The organism is Leucobacter tenebrionis, from assembly GCF_019884725.1.
Taxonomy (GTDB): Bacteria; Actinomycetota; Actinomycetes; order Actinomycetales; family Microbacteriaceae; genus Leucobacter; species Leucobacter tenebrionis.
The window spans coordinates 1,788,809-1,803,865 of record NZ_CP082322.1; the positions used below are offsets into that span (position 1 = coordinate 1,788,809).

The 15,057-nt window shown below is 70.7% G+C and carries 14 protein-coding genes; 6 read left to right on the top strand and 8 right to left on the bottom strand.

Annotation, left to right across the window (positions count from 1 at the left end; translation table 11 throughout):
• Positions 1 to 1,071, top strand: coding sequence for an ABC transporter ATP-binding protein (locus KVY00_RS08305; RefSeq protein WP_223042530.1), 1,071 nt, complete (start codon positions 1 to 3; stop codon positions 1,069 to 1,071).
• Between the two features lie 81 nt (positions 1,072 to 1,152).
• On the opposite strand, the gene KVY00_RS08310 is transcribed toward KVY00_RS08305, so the two are convergent.
• On the bottom strand, positions 1,153 to 1,587 hold the full coding sequence (locus KVY00_RS08310; RefSeq protein WP_223045240.1) for a nucleoside deaminase: 435 nt from the start codon (positions 1,585 to 1,587) through the stop codon (positions 1,153 to 1,155).
• Positions 1,588 to 1,643: 56 nt separating this feature from the next.
• Between KVY00_RS08310 and upp the strand changes: the two genes are divergently transcribed.
• The 3 genes from upp to KVY00_RS08325 all read left to right on the top strand — a co-directional run bounded on the left by upp (position 1,644) and on the right by KVY00_RS08325 (position 4,139).
• Positions 1,644 to 2,282, top strand: a complete 639-nt coding sequence (gene upp, locus KVY00_RS08315) for a uracil phosphoribosyltransferase (protein WP_223042531.1) — start codon at positions 1,644 to 1,646, stop codon at positions 2,280 to 2,282.
• A gap of 376 nt (positions 2,283 to 2,658) precedes the next feature.
• Positions 2,659 to 3,375, top strand: coding sequence for a winged helix-turn-helix domain-containing protein (locus tag KVY00_RS08320; RefSeq protein WP_223042532.1), 717 nt, complete (start codon positions 2,659 to 2,661; stop codon positions 3,373 to 3,375).
• Positions 3,376 to 3,500: 125 nt separating this feature from the next.
• The gene (locus KVY00_RS08325) at positions 3,501 to 4,139 is read left to right on the top strand and encodes a DUF4870 domain-containing protein (protein WP_223042533.1); all 639 of its coding nucleotides are present in this window, start codon (positions 3,501 to 3,503) and stop codon (positions 4,137 to 4,139) included.
• Here the strand turns inward: KVY00_RS08325 and KVY00_RS08330 are convergent.
• Positions 4,132 to 4,521 (bottom strand): TIGR02611 family protein, encoded by a 390-nt coding sequence (locus KVY00_RS08330; protein ID WP_255572560.1) that lies wholly within the window; start codon positions 4,519 to 4,521, stop codon positions 4,132 to 4,134. The two genes, KVY00_RS08325 and KVY00_RS08330, sit on opposite strands and share 8 nt — an antisense overlap.
• Positions 4,522 to 4,643: 122 nt before the next feature.
• On the opposite strand from KVY00_RS08330, the gene KVY00_RS08335 reads away from it, so the two are divergent.
• The gene (locus KVY00_RS08335) at positions 4,644 to 5,072 is read left to right on the top strand and encodes a TFIIB-type zinc ribbon-containing protein (RefSeq protein WP_223042534.1); all 429 of its coding nucleotides are present in this window, start codon (positions 4,644 to 4,646) and stop codon (positions 5,070 to 5,072) included.
• 175 nt (positions 5,073 to 5,247) lie between these two features.
• Here KVY00_RS08335 and KVY00_RS08340 read toward each other — a convergent pair whose 3' ends face one another.
• The 4 genes from KVY00_RS08340 to KVY00_RS08355 all read right to left on the bottom strand — a co-directional run bounded on the left by KVY00_RS08340 (position 5,248) and on the right by KVY00_RS08355 (position 11,281).
• On the bottom strand, positions 5,248 to 6,507 hold the full coding sequence (locus tag KVY00_RS08340; protein WP_223042535.1) for a M20 family metallo-hydrolase: 1,260 nt from the start codon (positions 6,505 to 6,507) through the stop codon (positions 5,248 to 5,250).
• Between the two features lie 28 nt (positions 6,508 to 6,535).
• Positions 6,536 to 8,185: an amidohydrolase gene (locus KVY00_RS08345; RefSeq protein WP_223042536.1), complete on the bottom strand. Its 1,650-nt coding sequence runs from the start codon at positions 8,183 to 8,185 to the stop codon at positions 6,536 to 6,538.
• A 35-nt stretch (positions 8,186 to 8,220) separates the two neighbouring features.
• A complete protein-coding gene (locus tag KVY00_RS08350; RefSeq protein ID WP_223042537.1) occupies positions 8,221 to 9,876 on the bottom strand; it encodes a thiamine pyrophosphate-dependent enzyme in 1,656 nt (551 codons plus the stop codon).
• Positions 9,877 to 9,949: 73 nt separating this feature from the next.
• Complete coding sequence (locus KVY00_RS08355; RefSeq protein ID WP_223042538.1) at positions 9,950 to 11,281, bottom strand: MFS transporter; 1,332 nt, start codon at positions 11,279 to 11,281, stop codon at positions 9,950 to 9,952.
• Between the two features lie 158 nt (positions 11,282 to 11,439).
• On the opposite strand from KVY00_RS08355, the gene KVY00_RS08360 reads away from it, so the two are divergent.
• Positions 11,440 to 12,606, top strand: a complete 1,167-nt coding sequence (locus KVY00_RS08360) for a PucR family transcriptional regulator (protein WP_223042539.1) — start codon at positions 11,440 to 11,442, stop codon at positions 12,604 to 12,606.
• A gap of 211 nt (positions 12,607 to 12,817) precedes the next feature.
• Here KVY00_RS08360 and KVY00_RS08365 read toward each other — a convergent pair whose 3' ends face one another.
• Together KVY00_RS08365 and KVY00_RS08370 are read right to left on the bottom strand one after the other, a co-directional pair.
• A complete protein-coding gene (locus KVY00_RS08365; RefSeq protein WP_223042540.1) occupies positions 12,818 to 14,158 on the bottom strand; it encodes a M20/M25/M40 family metallo-hydrolase in 1,341 nt (446 codons plus the stop codon).
• A gap of 48 nt (positions 14,159 to 14,206) precedes the next feature.
• Positions 14,207 to 14,923: a TetR/AcrR family transcriptional regulator gene (locus KVY00_RS08370; protein ID WP_223042541.1), complete on the bottom strand. Its 717-nt coding sequence runs from the start codon at positions 14,921 to 14,923 to the stop codon at positions 14,207 to 14,209.
• Positions 14,924 to 15,057: the final 134 nt, after the last annotated feature.

Here is a 15,057-nt window from a genome sequence, read left to right on the forward strand (position 1 = left end):
GTGTCCACCGATCCCTCGACCACCGGTTCCTCGGTCCGCCTGGAGCGGGTCGCCAAGTCCTACGGCTCCACCACGGTGCTGCACGGCGTCGACCTCGAGCTCGCCCCCGGAGAGCTGATCTGCCTGCTCGGCCCCTCGGGCTGCGGCAAGACGACCGCGCTGCGCTGCATCGCCGGGCTCGAGCCCGTCTCGGGCGGCCGCGTGCTCATCGGCGGCGACGACGTCACGGGGGTGCCAGTGAACCGCCGCGACATCGGCATGGTCTTCCAGCAGTACTCGCTCTTCCCCCACCTCACGGTGGCGCGCAACGTCGAGTTCGGCCTCGAGATGCGGCGCGTGCCGAGGGCCGAGCGGGCGGCGCGCAGCGCCGACATGCTCGACATCGTGGGCCTCTCGCACCTCGCCGAGCGCTTTCCGCACGAGCTGTCGGGCGGCCAGCAGCAGCGCGTGGCGCTCGCCCGCGCCCTCGTCACCCGGCCGCGAGCCCTGCTGCTCGACGAGCCGCTCTCGGCGCTCGACGCCAAGGTGCGCGTACGGCTGCGCGAGCAGATCCGGCTCATCCAGACCGAGCTCGGCATCACGACCGTGTTCGTCACCCACGATCAGGAGGAGGCGCTCGCCGTCTCGGACCGGGTCGCCGTGATGGAGGGCGGCCGGATCGCGCAGCTCGGCACGCCCGAAGAGCTCTACCGCCGCCCCGCGTCGCCCTTCGTGGCCGACTTCGTGGGGCTCTCGAACCGGGTCGACGGCCGACTCGAGGGCGATCGGGTAATCGTGCGCGGCGCCGAACTCCCCGTCGTGGCGCCGCCCGCGACCGGCGGCGCCGAGGTTCGGGTCTACGTGCGCCCGGAGCACGTGCGGCTCGGGGCCGGCTCCCAGCGGGGCGCGGGGCAGCTCGACGCAGTGGTGGTGTCGAGCGGATTCCTCGGGCCGATCCGACGCACCATCGTGCAGTTCGCAGATGGCGACACGCTCGCGGTGCAGCACAGCGCCGAGGCGGCCTACGGGGCGGGCGACCGCGTGCGGGTGTCGTTCGCCGCGGAGCCCGTGACGGTGGCGCCGCGGAGCTGATCGACGCGCCGCGCGCCCGCGGTGAGGGATCCGGCTCCGGTGCGGCCTCGGAACGCCGCGGTCGCACCGGAGTCGGAGCCCTCACCGACGCTGCTCGAAGAACTCTCGCAGCAGCGCGGTGCTCTGCTCGGCGCGCACCCCGGACACCACCTCGGGCACCGGGTGCGGCAGGCGGCCGTCGCGCAGCAGGTCGTAGACGCTGCCCGCGGCCCCGGCCTTCTCGTCCCACGCGCCGAACACGACCCGCGGCAGGCGCGCGGCGAGGATCGCCCCCGCGCACATCGCGCACGGCTCCAGGGTGACCACGAGCGTGCAGTCGTCGAGCACCCGGTCGCCGAGGGCCCGCGCCGCCTCGCGGATGGCGATGACCTCGGCGTGGCCCGTCGGATCCGGATCGCCCTCGCGCGCGTTGCGGCCCGTGCCGAGCAGCGAGCCCTGCGGCCCCAGCAGCACCGCGCCCACGGGGATCTCCCCCTCACCAGCGGCGCGGCGCGCCTCCGCGAGCGCGAGGTCCATCGCGGCGAGGTCGCCTGGCGATGGAGGGAAGGGGGGCACGGCAATAGGATAGGCGCATGCGAGTCTTCGTTGCGGATCATCCGCTGATCACCCACAAGCTGACGGTGCTGCGCGACGAGAACACGCCGCAGCCCACGTTCCGGCTGCTCATCGAGGAGCTCATGACGCTGCTCGCCTACGAGGCCACCCGCGAGGTGCGCGTCGAGCCGCACGGGATCGTCACGCCCGTCTCCCCCACCACCGGGGTGCGCCTCAGCGAGCCGCTGCCGCTCATCGTGCCGATCCTGCGGGCCGGTCTCGGCATGCTCGAGGGCATGGTGAAGCTCGTGCCCACCGCCGAGGTGGGTTTCCTCGGCATGGTGCGCGACGAGCAGACGCTCGAGCCCACCACCTACGCCGAGCGTCTGCCCGACTCGCTCGCGGGTCGCCAGTGCTTCGTGCTCGACCCCATGCTCGCGACCGGCGGGTCGCTCGCCGCGGCCATCGAGTTCCTGTTCGCGCGAGGCGCTGACGACGTCACCGCGATCTGCGTGCTCGGCACCCCCGAGGGCGTCGAGGTGATCCGCAAGGCCGCCGGCGACCGCAAGGTGACCCTCGTGCTGGGCGCGCTCGACGAGGGGCTCAACGAGCAGGCGTACATCGTGCCGGGCCTCGGCGACGCGGGCGACCGCCTGTACGGCACCGTCGACCGCTGAAGCGGCCGATCCGCCGCTTGACACGGCCCGCAATGCTTTGCTTAACTGTGCGTTATGCATGAGACCATTCGCACCCAGTCCGCCTTCGAGGTGAACTTTGGGCAGACCGGCATGATGATGGCCGGTCACGGTGTCATGCGCTGTCGAATGTGCATGTGAACGACTTCTGAACCTCGTTCGCCCCGTCGAGTCCGCAGACTCGTCACCCGCGTGAATCGCTGAGCGCCGTCGATCCCGGATCCGCAGCTCGATTCGCACCCCGCGAGCACCGTGCCCCTTCCCGGCCCGGCTCGCAGCATCGCACCCGCGGCTCTGACCGCACCCGCCGCAGTACCCGCTTCCGGTACGCGGCACGACAGCTTCGAAGGACATCATCATGAACGCCACCACCGCACAGGCCCCCCGCTCCGCCCAGACCCTCCGCTCGGTCCGCCCCGACCTCGCCGCCGATCTGCCCGCGCAGGCGGCACCCGAGCGCAACGTGCCCGAGGGCACCGAGGTGCGAGGCTTCGCCCTCTACGTCGGACTCGCCGACGACAAGATCGCCGACGGCGACCCCCGACTCGGCGAGATCGTCACCCGCATCAAGCAGCTCGTCGCCCAGCTGTCACCCGCTGCCGAGACATACGCTGCTGTGGCGCTCGCCCCCGAGGGCACCGGCGGCCGCGACGTCGACGTGGTGCGCCTCGCCCTCGGCGATCCCGCCGCGCACGCGCGCCAGAAGCAGCACGAGGCCGAAACCGAGGATCGCGTCGCCGGCGGCGTCGTGCTCGATCTCTCCCGCAAGCGCGTGCTGCTCGACAATGTTGCGGCGGCGCTCACGTTCCGCGAGTTCGAACTGCTGCAGTACCTCGTACTGCGCGAGGGCCGCACCATCAGCCGCGAGGAGCTCATCACCGGCCTGTGGGGCGATGCGCCCGCCGACGAGGTGCCGAGCGAGCGCACCATCGACGTGCACGTGCGGCGACTGCGCGTGAAGCTCGCCCAGTACCAGGACATCGTGCGCACCGTGCGCGGCACGGGCTACCGCTTCGACCGGCACGCCGACGTCTCGATCCTGCACACCGCGGCCCCGAGCCCCGATGTGTTCTGAGAGTCACCTGCGCACCGAGCAGATCGACGACGAGCGGATCGGTAAACCGAGACGTCCGTAGCTTCCGGCGGGCCCCGGCCTGCGGTAACGTCGTTTTCACACGAAGTTTCGAAGGAGACACCGATATGTCAACGCTTCCTCCCGAAGGCCAGGGCGAACAGCCGACCGGCGGCCAGCCCACCAGCATCCCGCCGACCGGCGCTCCGAACGAGCCGCCCGCAGCCCCCACGGCTCCTGAGAATCCTGATCCCCAGACTCCGCCCGCGCAGCCTCAGTACGACGCCCCGCAGCCCCCGCCTCAGTACGCTCCTCCGGTGGCCCCCGAGTACCAGGCGCCTCCGCAGCAGCCGGGTTACCAGCCTCCGGCGGGCGGCCAGGTGCCTCCGGGGGGCTATCAGCAGGCCGGGTACCAGCAGCCCGTCGCCGATCCCGTGAGCAACATCACGCTGAACTACTGGCTGTCGGTGTTCTTCGTCTGGGTGCCCGCGCTGATCTTCTACCTCATCGAGAAGGACAAGGGCAATCCGCAGTCGTACGCCTTCCACCGCGACAACCTCAACTTCTCGCTGGTGCGGACGGGCCTCTACGTGATCATCGTCATCGCAGGTTTCATCCCCTACCTGAACCTGATCCTGGTGCCGCTCATCTGGATCGCCCAGATCGTCACCTTCATCTTCCACATCATCGCTGCGGCGAAGGCCCCCGAGGCGTACCGCCGCGGCGAGCAGCCCGGATTCATCTTCAACATCCCGTTCGTCAAGTAAGCGGTGACGCCCCGGAGGGCGGTTCGTCGGATTCGCCGGCTTCGGCCTTGCGAGCCCGACGCGCCGCCCTCCACATGTTCCAGCGCTCCCAGAATCGGGCGAGCACCTTCCGCAGCCACCCGAGCAGGCGGCGCGCCCAGTGGTACTCGGTGCCCAGGATCGTGAGCCCGATGAAGACGATGAGCCAGCCCGGACCGGGTAGGGGAACGAGGATCAGCCCGACGATCACCACGAGCACGCCCAGCACGGTGACGACGACCTTGTAGGTCGTGTTCAGCCAGGGGCGTCGACGGATCGCAGCGCGCCAGCGCTCCATGAAGCGTCCGAAGCGCTTGCTCAGTCGATGGACGCGCTCCGCATCGCCGGCGTAGGGGTCGGACATACCGAGAGAATACGGGTTCGGGCTGGCATTCGGCTTGAGAGGTCGCGTCTCGCACCTCCGAATCCGCCGCGAGTCGCCCCGAGTGACCCCGTCCACCAGCGGCGCGGCGGTACTGTCGGAGCATGAACTGCCCCAGTGACGGAACCACCCTGCTCATGAGCGAGCGCCAGGGCATCGAGATCGACTACTGCCCGCAGTGCCGGGGAGTCTGGCTCGACCGCGGTGAGCTCGACAAGATCCTCGAACGCGCACACGCCGAGGCTGACGCGATCCCATCATCGCAGGCACCGTCCTCGGTTGCCCCTCCCACGGAGGCGCCGCAGCAGCCGACCTATCCGCAGCCTGCGCAGCCCCCGGCCTACCCGCAGGCCGCGCCCAGGTACGACGAGCCGCGGTACGACGAGCCGCGGTACGAGGATCGCCGCCATGACGGCCCGCGCGATCCCTACTACGGCGACCGCGGCTACGACAACCGCGGCTACGACCGCCGCCGCGATCCCCGAGCGCGCAAGAAGAGGCCCTTCGACTTCCTCGACGATCTCTTCGACTGAGCGCGGGCTCGCGCCGCCGCCCAGGGAGGAGATCGCGTTTCGGACGGGTGGGTTCCAGGGCGGATCCACCGCCTGAAACGCGATCTCCTCCCTGGGAGCGGGCCCAGATGGGACTGCAAGGCCGGAGCAGGCAGGCAGGGCTAGCAGAGCAAGCAGGACTAGCAGAGCAAGACTGCTACTCCCCGACGAGCGCCCCCTGCGCGAGGCGGCGCACCACGCCGGTCAGGTGGTCGACGCCCGCCACGAGGTCCTCGTCGCGGGTGAACTCCTTGAGGTTGTGCGAGATGCCGTCGACGCTCGGCACGAAGAGCATCACGGTGGGCACCGTGTCCTTCATATTGGTGGAGTCGTGGCCGGCCACCGTCATCACCCGGTCGCTGGTGAGGCCCAGTTCCTCGGCGACCTCGCGGGCCAGCTCCAGGCCGTGCTCGGGGTAGGGGTTCTGATCCCAGCTGTGCTCGGCCACGATCTCGATCTCCACGCGATCCTCGCGCTTCACCCGCTCCACGGTCTCCATGACCCTCGCGTAGGCGGCGCTCAGCACCTCGCTGCTCGGCGAGCGCAGGTCGAACAGCAGCTGCACCTCGCTCGCCACCACGACGGGCGAGTTCGGGTAGACGTTGATCTCGCCGCAGGCCGTGTGCAGCGCTCCCGGTTCGAACTCGTCGACGAGCTCGCGCGCAGCGACGATGAGTCGCGCGGCGCCGAGCAGGGCGTCTCGACGGTCGGACATGAGCGTCGATCCGCTGTGCGCCTGCTCGCCCGTGATCTTGAACTCGAACTTGCGCGCTCCCCAGGTGGCGTTCACGAGGCCGATGGTCACGCCGTCCTCCTCCATGCTGCGCCCCTGCTGCACGTGGATCTCGGCGTACGACGCCACATCGGGCCCCTCGAATCCGCCGCGCTCGCCGATCGCGTCGAGCGCGTCCTTGACGGTAATTCCACGAGGGTCAGGCGTCGCGAGCGCGTCCATGAGCGGCATCTTGCCCGTGAACACCGAGCTGCCCATCATGGAGGGCTTGAAGCGGGATCCCTCCTCGTTGAACCAGTTCACCACTGCGAGGTTGAAGCGCGCCTTCGAGGGGTGGGCCCGCAGCTCCTCGGCGACGCGGAAGCACGCGTGCGCCGCAGCCATGACGCCGTAGGCCCCGTCGAAGCGCCCGGCGGTCGGCTGCGAATCCATGTGCGAGCCGGTGAGCACGTAGGGCGCGCCGGGCACGAGCTCGAGCAGCCCGAACTGGTTGCCGATCGCGTCGCGCTGCACCGTGAAGCCGTGCGATTCGAGCAGCCTCGCGAACCACTTCCGCTGCTGCCCGTCGGCCTCGCTCGCGGCCTGCCGCTCGACGCCGTTCGTGCCCTCGACCGCGCCGAAGCGCGAGTGCACGGCCCAGTCGGCGAGAAACGCCTCCGCCTGCGGGGAGTTCTGCTCGGTCATGTTTCGTCCTCTCGGTGCGGGGTTGGGATCAGGATCGCGAGTCGTAGCTGAGCTCGCCGCCGAGCACGGTGGCGACCACCTCGAGCTCGGCAATGCTCGGTGCGGTGAGCGGCGAGGCCGAGAACACGGCGAAGTCGGCGAGCTTGCCCCGCTCGAGCGTACCCTTGTCGGCGATCTGACCGGTGGCGCGGGCGGCCCACTCGGTATGGGTGCGCAGTGCCTCCCCGGGCGTCAGCGCCTCGGAGGCTCCGAGCACCGCACCGCTGTCGGTGCGGCGGTCGACGGCCGACTGCATGCCGCGGCGCAGGTTGTTGTCGGCGACGGGCAGGTCGGAGGATCCGGCGAGCAGAACCCCGGCATCGACCACCGAGCGGCCGCGGTAGAGCCAGTCGGCGCGCTCGGGGCCGACGCGATCCGCCATCTGGTCGCCGATGGGGCCGATGAAGCCGGCCTGGGGCGTCACCGCGATCCGGAGCCTCCCGGCGCGCTCGAGCTGGTCGGGGCGCGCGATGCCGAAGTGCTCGATGCGGCACGGTGCGGCGAGGCGGCCGTAGCGATCCTGCGCCTCCTCGATGAGGTCGAGGGCGAGATCGATCGCCGCGTCTCCGATGGCGTGCAGCGCGAGCGGCCAGCCGGCGCGGTAGGCGCCGAGCGCGCGCTCGCGGTAGGTCTCGGGTTCGTCGAGCAGGTAGCCGCGGCTGTGGTCGTGGCCGCAGAAATCCTCGGTGACGGCGGCCGTGGCGCCGAGCAGGGAGCCGTCGAGGAATACCTTGACGTGCCCGAATCGCACGGCGTCGTCGCCGAAGCCGTAGCGGATGCCCAGGTCGAGCCCGCGGCCGCGACCCTCGCCGTGGAAGTCGGCGGCGTGCCCCTCGAGGGGGCGCAGCGCGTCGATGGCGGGCATGAGCTGCGCTCGGGCGTGCAGGCGCCCCCGCTCGGTCGCGGCCTGGTAGGCGGCGACCTCGACGGGGCTGTGGCCGATCCATCCCCCGCCCACACCCGCCTCGGTGAAGCTCGTGATCCCCTCTGCGGCGTAGCGCGAGGTGGCCGCCTCGAGCGCCTCGACGAGCCGCTCGGTCGAGTAGGGCAGCAGCAGCGTCTGCACGAGCCCCTGCGCCGCCTCCTCGACGAGTCCGGTCGGCGTGCCGTCGGCGTCGCGCACCACGACCCCGCCGACGGGATTCTCGAAGCCGGGATCCATGGCGCCGACGAGCCGCAGCGTGGCGGTGTTGGTGATCGAGGCATGACCCGAGGTGTGGCGCAGGTAGAGCGGGCGCGCGCCCGTGATCTCGTCGAGTCTGGCGATGTCGGGGAAGGCGCCGCCGTGGTGCGCTTGGTTGAAGCCGGTGCCGTGCACCCAGGCGTCGGGATCACCTGCCGCGTCGAGGCGGGCAACCTCGGCCTCGACCAGCGCGTAGAGCTCATCGAGGCCGCGGGCGCGGCTGAGGTCGATCGAGGCGAGACCGAGCCCCCACCAGGCGGTGTGGCAGTGGGCGTCGATGAGACCGGGCGTGACGACGGCGTCACCGAAGTCGAGCGTGCGATCCGCCTCGAGCCCGGCGATCTGCTCGTCGAAGCCGACGATGCGGCCGCCGATCACGCCGACGGTGCGCGCGGTGGGGCGTGCCGGATCCATCGTGAGGATCTCACCCGCGGTGAGGATCAGGTCGAGCTTCATGGTGCTGCTCCTTCTCGGTCGTGGTCGCGGATCGCTCAGGCGGCGATCTCGTCGGGGGCGGGCGGCATGACCTCGCTGCTGATGAGCACGTGGATCAGCGCCGGGCCGTCCACGGCGAGCGCCCGGTCGAGGGCGGGGGCGAACTCCTCGGTGGTCTCGACCCGCTCGCCGTGTCCGCCGAACGATTCCATCCACGCCTTGAAGTCGGGGTTCGCCATGCGGGTACCGGAGGGGCGGCCGGGGTAGTGCTTCTGCTGGTGCTGCACGATCGTGCCGTAGATGCCGTTGTCGACGACGATCACGAGCGGCTTCGACCCGTGCGCGAAGGCTGTGGCGACCTCCTGGCCGTTCATGAGGAAGTCGCCGTCGCCGCACACCGCGACCGCGCGCCGGTCGGGGAACGCGAGCGAGGCGGCGACGGCCGCCGGTACCGCGAGACCCATCGCGCCATTGCGGGCACCCACGAGGCTCGCCGGCGCAAGGTGCCGCACAAAGCGATGCGCCCAGATCGTCGCGTTGCCCGCACCGAAGGTGAGGATCGCCTCGCCCCGCAGGCGGTCGTCGAGTGCGGCGAACGCGACGCCGAGGTCGACACCGGCATCGGCGAGGGCTCCGGGCACCGAGGCGTCGGATCGATGCATCGCGAAACGAGTCTGGGCGGCTGCGCGCTCCCCGCGCCAGGAGTCGTCGCGATCCCCGCGCGCCAGATCGGGATCGACGGCGGCGAGCGCGCTCACGAACGCTCGCGGTGTTGCGACGATCTGCTGATCGATCCGGCCCGCGTGAGCCTTGCCCTCGGCATCGGCGGTGACGAGCACGGTCTCGGCCTCGAATCCGAGCGTGTAGCCGTCGCTGAGCACGTCGGTTCGGGCGCAGCCGACGAACACGAGCAGGTCGGCCCGCGCGTACCCCGCGGCCACCGCGTCGGCCCGCCCGTACCCGAGCCAGCCGGCCCACGCGCCGCTGTCGTGCGGCACCGCGTCGTACGCGCGCCAATCGGCGAACACGGGCACTCCCGCCGCCTCGGCGAAGGCCGCGAGCTCCGCCCCGCAGCCTGAATGCCAGCCGTCGCCGCCGACCACGATCGCGGGGCGCTCAGCACGCGCGATCCGCTCCACCAGCGCTGAGATCTCGTCCGAGTTCAGCGCGAGCACCGGCGCAGCGGTGGGGCCCGTCACGCGAGCATCGGTGACCTCGACCAGGAGATCCTCGGGTAGCCCGACGACGACGGGGCCCGGCCGACCGGCGGCGGCGATCCGCATCGCCTCATCGGTCAGCTCGCCGGCACGAGCCGGGTCGTCGATCGTGATGACCCGCTTCGCGGTCGATCCGAACCATCCCGCGAGGTCGAACTCCTGGAACGACTCGCGCTCGCGATCCGCCACGGGGATGAGCCCCACGAACAGCACGAGGGCCGTCGCATCCTGCCACGCAGTGTGGATCGAGATCATGGCGTTCGCCGCTCCGGGCCCGCGGGTGACCATCGCGATTCCCGGTCGGCCCGTGAGCCGACCCTCTGCGAGCGCCATGAAACCGGCGCCGCCCTCGTGCCGGCATACGACGGTCTCGATGGAGGAGTCGTGCAGCCCGTCGAGCACGTCGAGGTAGCTCTCGCCGGGCACGGCGTAGACGCGCTCCACGCCGTGCGCCTCGAGCGTGCGGACGATCAGGTGGCCGGCGGACTGTGACATGGGTCGATCCTTTCGGATGGAGGCGGGGAGAAGGAGTGGAGGGACCGCGCCGGGAGCTTCGCGGCGCGACCCTCTAGTGCTTGAAACCGGGCAGGTTCACGCTCAGGCGCGGCGCGAGAGCACCGGCGACGGCGGTGAACAACGACAGGAAGGCGAGCATCGCGGCGGCGGGCCACCAGTGATCGCCGGCCGAGGCGACGAAGCCGGTCGCGAGCAGCGGGATGAAGCCCGAGAGCATGCCCGCGGCGTTCTGCGCGAGCCCCACGCCGGTGTAACGGGTCTTCGCGGGGAAGAGGCCCGTGAGCACCGTGCCCGAGGCGGCGTAGGGCAGCGAGAGCGCGGAGACGGCGAGCGTCATCGCGAGCACCACGAGCACGGCGTTGCCCGACGAGAGCATGAGGAAGGCGGGCATCGCGACGACGGCGGAGAGGATGCCGCCCCACAGGATCACGCGGCTCGCACCGTACTTCGCCCCCAGGATGCCGCCCCAGAGCAGTACGAAGATCTCGACGGCTGCCGCGACCATGCTGCCGAGCAGCATGAGGGAGGAGTCATAGCCCAATACGTTCACGCCGTACCAGACGCAGAAGGCGGTCACGAGGTAGAAGCCGCCCACGCCGAGCAGGGCCGCGGCCATACCCACGATGATCTGCTTCCAGCTGTCGCGGAAGGTGGTGAGCACCGGGCTCTTGACGACCTCCCCCGACTCCTCGAGCTGACGGAACACCGGAGACTCCTCCAGCTTCGACCGGATGTAGACCGCCACGAGCAGCAGCGGCAGCGCGATGAGGAACGGGATGCGCCAGCCCCAAGCGTCGAAGTTCTGCTGCGAGAAGAGCAGCGTCATGATGAAGAAGCCGCCCGACGACAGGATCGTGCCGATGGGCGAGCCGATCTGCGGGACCGCCGCGTAGCGGGCGCGGAGGTGCAGCGGCGCGTTCTCGACCACGATGGTCATGGCCCCCGACCACTCGCCGCCGACGAAGAGGCCCTGCAGCACACGCAGCAGCACAAGCAGCACCGGCGCGGCGATGCCGATCGCGGCGTAGGTCGGCAGCATGCCGATCAGGCCGGTCACGAGGCCGATGCCGACGATCGTGATCATGAGCACCTTGCGGCGGCCGATGCGGTCGCCCATGCGACCGAAGATGATGCCGCCGATGGGGCGGGCCGCGAGGCCGACGCCGAAAGTGGCGAAGGATGCGAGCGCGGCCGCCGTCGCATTCTCGCTCGTGAAGTACTGGACGTTGAAGACCAGCGCCGCCGCGGCGCTGAAGAGGAAGAAGTCGTACCACTCGAGTGCGGTGCCGATCAGCGCACCGAGGGCGACCTTGTTCGCGTCTTTGACGCTCAGTTCTTGGGTGGCGTCGTATTCGATCGCCGCTGTGTTCGTTGTCTGGCTCATGCTCTCTCTCCGTCGAGGATGCGGATGCGGATGCGGGGCGTGCCATCGCGGCTGCAGTGACACCGTTTCCCAGAATCCCAGGTAATTCGCCCTGTTGTCGGCACGTATCGCCACTGAAATCACGTTACGAATTATGCATATGCACATACCATACGTGTATGGCCCCGATCCATCCACTGAGCGACACCCCAGACCCCGGCGACCGAACGCGCTGGCTCGAACTGCTCGACCGGCTCGACCCGAAGGCGCTCACAGACACCTTCCTCTCGCTGGTCGCGGCCGTCCCGGGCTACGATCCAGCGCCGATCCCGGGCGCCGAGCTGCGACGCACCGCTCTCCTCTCCTTCCTCACCCTCATCGAGGGTCTGCGAGCGGGAGGCTTCGACGGCCCGATCGGCATCGCCACCGACGTCGGAGTCTCACGCGCACGGGCCGGGGTCCCCCTCCCCTCGCTCATGACCGCGATCCGGCACGACTTCACCGTGCTGTGGGAAGCGCTGACCCGCGTGGCCGAGACGGACGACGCCGAACTCATCGTGCGCCACACCGGCATCGTGCTGCGCACCGTGGACGAGTACGTGGGCCAGACCCAGCGGGCCTACGTCGCCGAGCGCGAGCGCATGCGCGAGGAGCAGGCCTCGGTGCGGCAGGGGCTCATCGCCTCGCTCTTCCAGGAGCCGCAGCCCGCGGAACGGCACATCCGCACCGTTGCGACGGAACTCGGCCTCCCCTACGGCGCCCCGCTCGTCGTCATCGCCGCGGCCACCGACGACATCGCGCCGATGCGGGTGGCGGTCTCAGAGCTGGAGCGCGCCGGCACACGGGTGCACACCCATCACCTGGGCGACGCGCTCATCGCGTTCACCCGCCAAGTCGAGCTCCCCGGCTCGCGCATCGAGACGCTGGTGGAGCGCCTGCTCGAACTGCGCATCGGCGTGGTGGTGGCGGTCTCGGGGATCGCCGAACTGCGCCGGTCGGCCGCCACGGCCAGGGAGCTGGCCCACCTCTTCGAGCCGGGCGAGGAGGGGGCGATGACCTGGGGGCGCGGCTGGGCCAGACTCGCAGCGCGGAGCCTGCACGCCGCCGGCCGCCCCGTGCTCGCCGACGTGCAGAGCGCGCTCGCGCAGAGCGGAGCGGCGGAGCGCACGCGTCTCGAGGAGGCCGCCCGCAGCTACCTGCGCACGGGCAGCATCGGCGCCTCCGCGGCCGAGCTGTTCTGCCACCGCAACACCCTCGCGAATCGGCTGCGTCGCTTCGCGGAGCTGACGGGCGTGGATCCCACGATCCCTGAGCAGGCCGCGCGCCTCGTCGTCGGGTGGGCGTGAGGACAGTCCGTGCGGAGCTGTGCGCAGTTGCGCGTGACACGGCCCGCCGTCAGGGAGGAGATCGTGTTTCAGGCGGGTGGTTCTCCGGGCCTGCACCCGCCTGAAACGTGATCTCCTCCCTGGGGGTGGGAGCAGGAATGGGGGCGGCAGCAGGAGTGAGGGCGGGCTCAGGAATAGGGGCGGGCTCAGGAATGAGGAATGAAGCGCAGCGCTAGCGGATCCTGTCCGCCACGATGCTCCGCAGCGCCGCCATCGACAGCTCGATCGACTCGACGTCGATGCGCTCGTCGTTGCCGTGCACGCCCTCCCGGTAGCGCTCGTAGCTCCAGTCGGGGGCGAGCAGCCCGAAGCCGTAGGCGGGGATCCCGAGCTCGCGCAGCACCCGGGCATCCGATCCCCCCGCCGCCATGATCGGCACCGTCGGGGCGTCGGCGACCTCGGCGATCGCGCGCTTGATGGCCGCGAAGAGCGGGGTGTCGGATCGCGATCCCGTCGCCGCCCATCCCCGCAGGTGCCGGATCTCAACCTCATCCACGAGCGGACCCAGCACGGCGGCGAGCAGCTCGTCGACCTCTTCATCGGTGGTGCCCGGCAGGGTGCGGATGTCGAGGTCGATCGAGGCCGACCCGGGAATGACGTTGTGCACGGCCCCGGCGCGCACCACCGTCGGGGAGATCGTGATCCGCGAGACCGCGTGCGCGTACCCCGCGATGCCCCCGAGGTGCGGCAGCGCGGAATCGAGGCGCACCGGATCGCGCAGCCGCTCGGCGAGAACCGGATCCGCGATACGGGCGTCGACGAACGCGTTCCACAGCTCCCCGAGCTGCGCGGCGGGCATCACGTCCTGCAGCCGCTGCAGCACCTCCCCCATGCGGTAGGCGGCGCTCGTCGCACCATAGGGGATCGAGGCGTGCCCGGGTTTGCCCTGCACCACGAGGCGCCGACCGGCCGAGCCCTTCTCGGCCACCTCGATCGCGACGTGCTGCCCCATGCGCATGCCGCCCGACTCGGAGATCGCCTCGGTGACGCGCACGGCCTCGGGGTGCTCGCGCACGAGCCAGTGCATGCCCAGCTCGCTGCCGGCCTCCTCGTCCGCGACGGCCATCAGCACCAGATCGCCGCGCGGAGGCACCGGGGCGAGCGCGACCTCGCGCAGCACGCACGCGAACGCGGCGGTGAGGTAGAGCATGTCGACGGCGCCGCGCCCCCACACCTCGCCGTCGATGAGCTCGCCGCCGAACGGATTGCGGGTCCAGCCGTCGGGGTCCACCGGCACCACGTCGAGGTGGCCGAGCAGACCGAGCGCGGGAGCCTCGGGATCGGTGCCGTGCACGCGGGCCACGAGCGAGGCGCGACCGGGCGCGGACTCGAAGACGTGGGTCTCGACGCGGCCCAGGGCGATCGCCTCGGCGAGGAAGCGCTGCAGCACCCGTACGCTGCGGATCTCCTGGCCGGAGGAGGGCGTGCCGTCGTTGACGCACCCCTCCCGGATCAGCTCGCGCAGCAGCTCGATGGCCTCATCGGCCCCGCCGTCGACCCGCTCCTCGGACACCGTCGCACCTCCGCTCGCGTCGAGGGTCCGGCCTCGACCCCTCCTAGCCTAGCCCCGGGGTGCTGCGGGTTGATGCGGATCAGGGCTCCGGCCCGCCGCGAGCTCGACGGCGTCGAGGATCGCGGCGATGCCGGCACGGAAGACGGTCATGCCGTCCATCGCGAGCAGCGCATCGCGGTGCCGGTTCACGAGCGGGTACTCGGAGAGGTTGATGGATCCGAATGTGCTGATCCAGGGCTCCGATCCGTCGCGCGCCGCCTCGGGATTGCGCAGCACGTCGTGCGCGAGCGCGGCGCTCTGAGAGAGCGTGAAGCCCGAGACCGCCGCGTAGGCCTGCAGCAGAGCCTCGTCGCGCAGGCCGCTCTCCGCGAGCATCTCGAGCATGAACTCGACCGCGGAGGTGTCGCCCGGGCCGACGGGGTCGATCACCGCGCCCTCGGCGCCGATGGAGGGGTACTCGAGCGCGAGCTCGGCGGTGCGCATGAGGTGCGCCTCGAGCCGCTCGCGCCAGGTGCCCGAACTCTCCCGCCCGGTGTCGGTCGCCCAGCCGGTGATGCGGTCGAGCGCGGCGCGCGTGAGCTCGTCCTTGTTGCGGAAATGGCGGTACATCGCCGTCGCGTCGACGCCCAGTGCCTCTCCGAGGCGCTTGAAGGTGATCCTCGTGTGCGGCTCGTCTCGCGCGAGCTGCAGCATCGCATCGACGATCGTGCGCTGATCGAGCCGCACGCGTCGCGCACCGGCCTGCTCCGTCGCGGCCTCCACCATCTGAACTCCCGTCGTTCCGACTTCCTCACCCCAGTGTAGGCGTCGGCGACACTCCGTTCACACTTTGTCAATTACATTGTCAATATAGTTGACATACCCATTGCGCACTGCCTAGTGTTGCACCACGGATCGAT

Coding starts and splice junctions, on each gene's coding strand:
- KVY00_RS08310 (WP_223045240.1), bottom strand. CDS start 1,587: ATGGACCTCGCGCTCGCGGAGGCGCGCCGCGCCGCTGGTGAGGGGGAG.
- upp (WP_223042531.1), top strand. CDS start 1,644: ATGCGAGTCTTCGTTGCGGATCATCCGCTGATCACCCACAAGCTGACG.
- KVY00_RS08320 (WP_223042532.1), top strand. CDS start 2,659: ATGAACGCCACCACCGCACAGGCCCCCCGCTCCGCCCAGACCCTCCGC.
- KVY00_RS08325 (WP_223042533.1), top strand. CDS start 3,501: ATGTCAACGCTTCCTCCCGAAGGCCAGGGCGAACAGCCGACCGGCGGC.
- KVY00_RS08330 (WP_255572560.1), bottom strand. CDS start 4,521: ATGTCCGACCCCTACGCCGGCGATGCGGAGCGCGTCCATCGACTGAGC.
- KVY00_RS08335 (WP_223042534.1), top strand. CDS start 4,644: ATGAACTGCCCCAGTGACGGAACCACCCTGCTCATGAGCGAGCGCCAG.
- KVY00_RS08340 (WP_223042535.1), bottom strand. CDS start 6,507: ATGACCGAGCAGAACTCCCCGCAGGCGGAGGCGTTTCTCGCCGACTGG.
- KVY00_RS08345 (WP_223042536.1), bottom strand. CDS start 8,185: ATGAAGCTCGACCTGATCCTCACCGCGGGTGAGATCCTCACGATGGAT.
- KVY00_RS08350 (WP_223042537.1), bottom strand. CDS start 9,876: ATGTCACAGTCCGCCGGCCACCTGATCGTCCGCACGCTCGAGGCGCAC.
- KVY00_RS08355 (WP_223042538.1), bottom strand. CDS start 11,281: ATGAGCCAGACAACGAACACAGCGGCGATCGAATACGACGCCACCCAA.
- KVY00_RS08360 (WP_223042539.1), top strand. CDS start 11,440: ATGGCCCCGATCCATCCACTGAGCGACACCCCAGACCCCGGCGACCGA.
- KVY00_RS08370 (WP_223042541.1), bottom strand. CDS start 14,923: ATGGTGGAGGCCGCGACGGAGCAGGCCGGTGCGCGACGCGTGCGGCTC.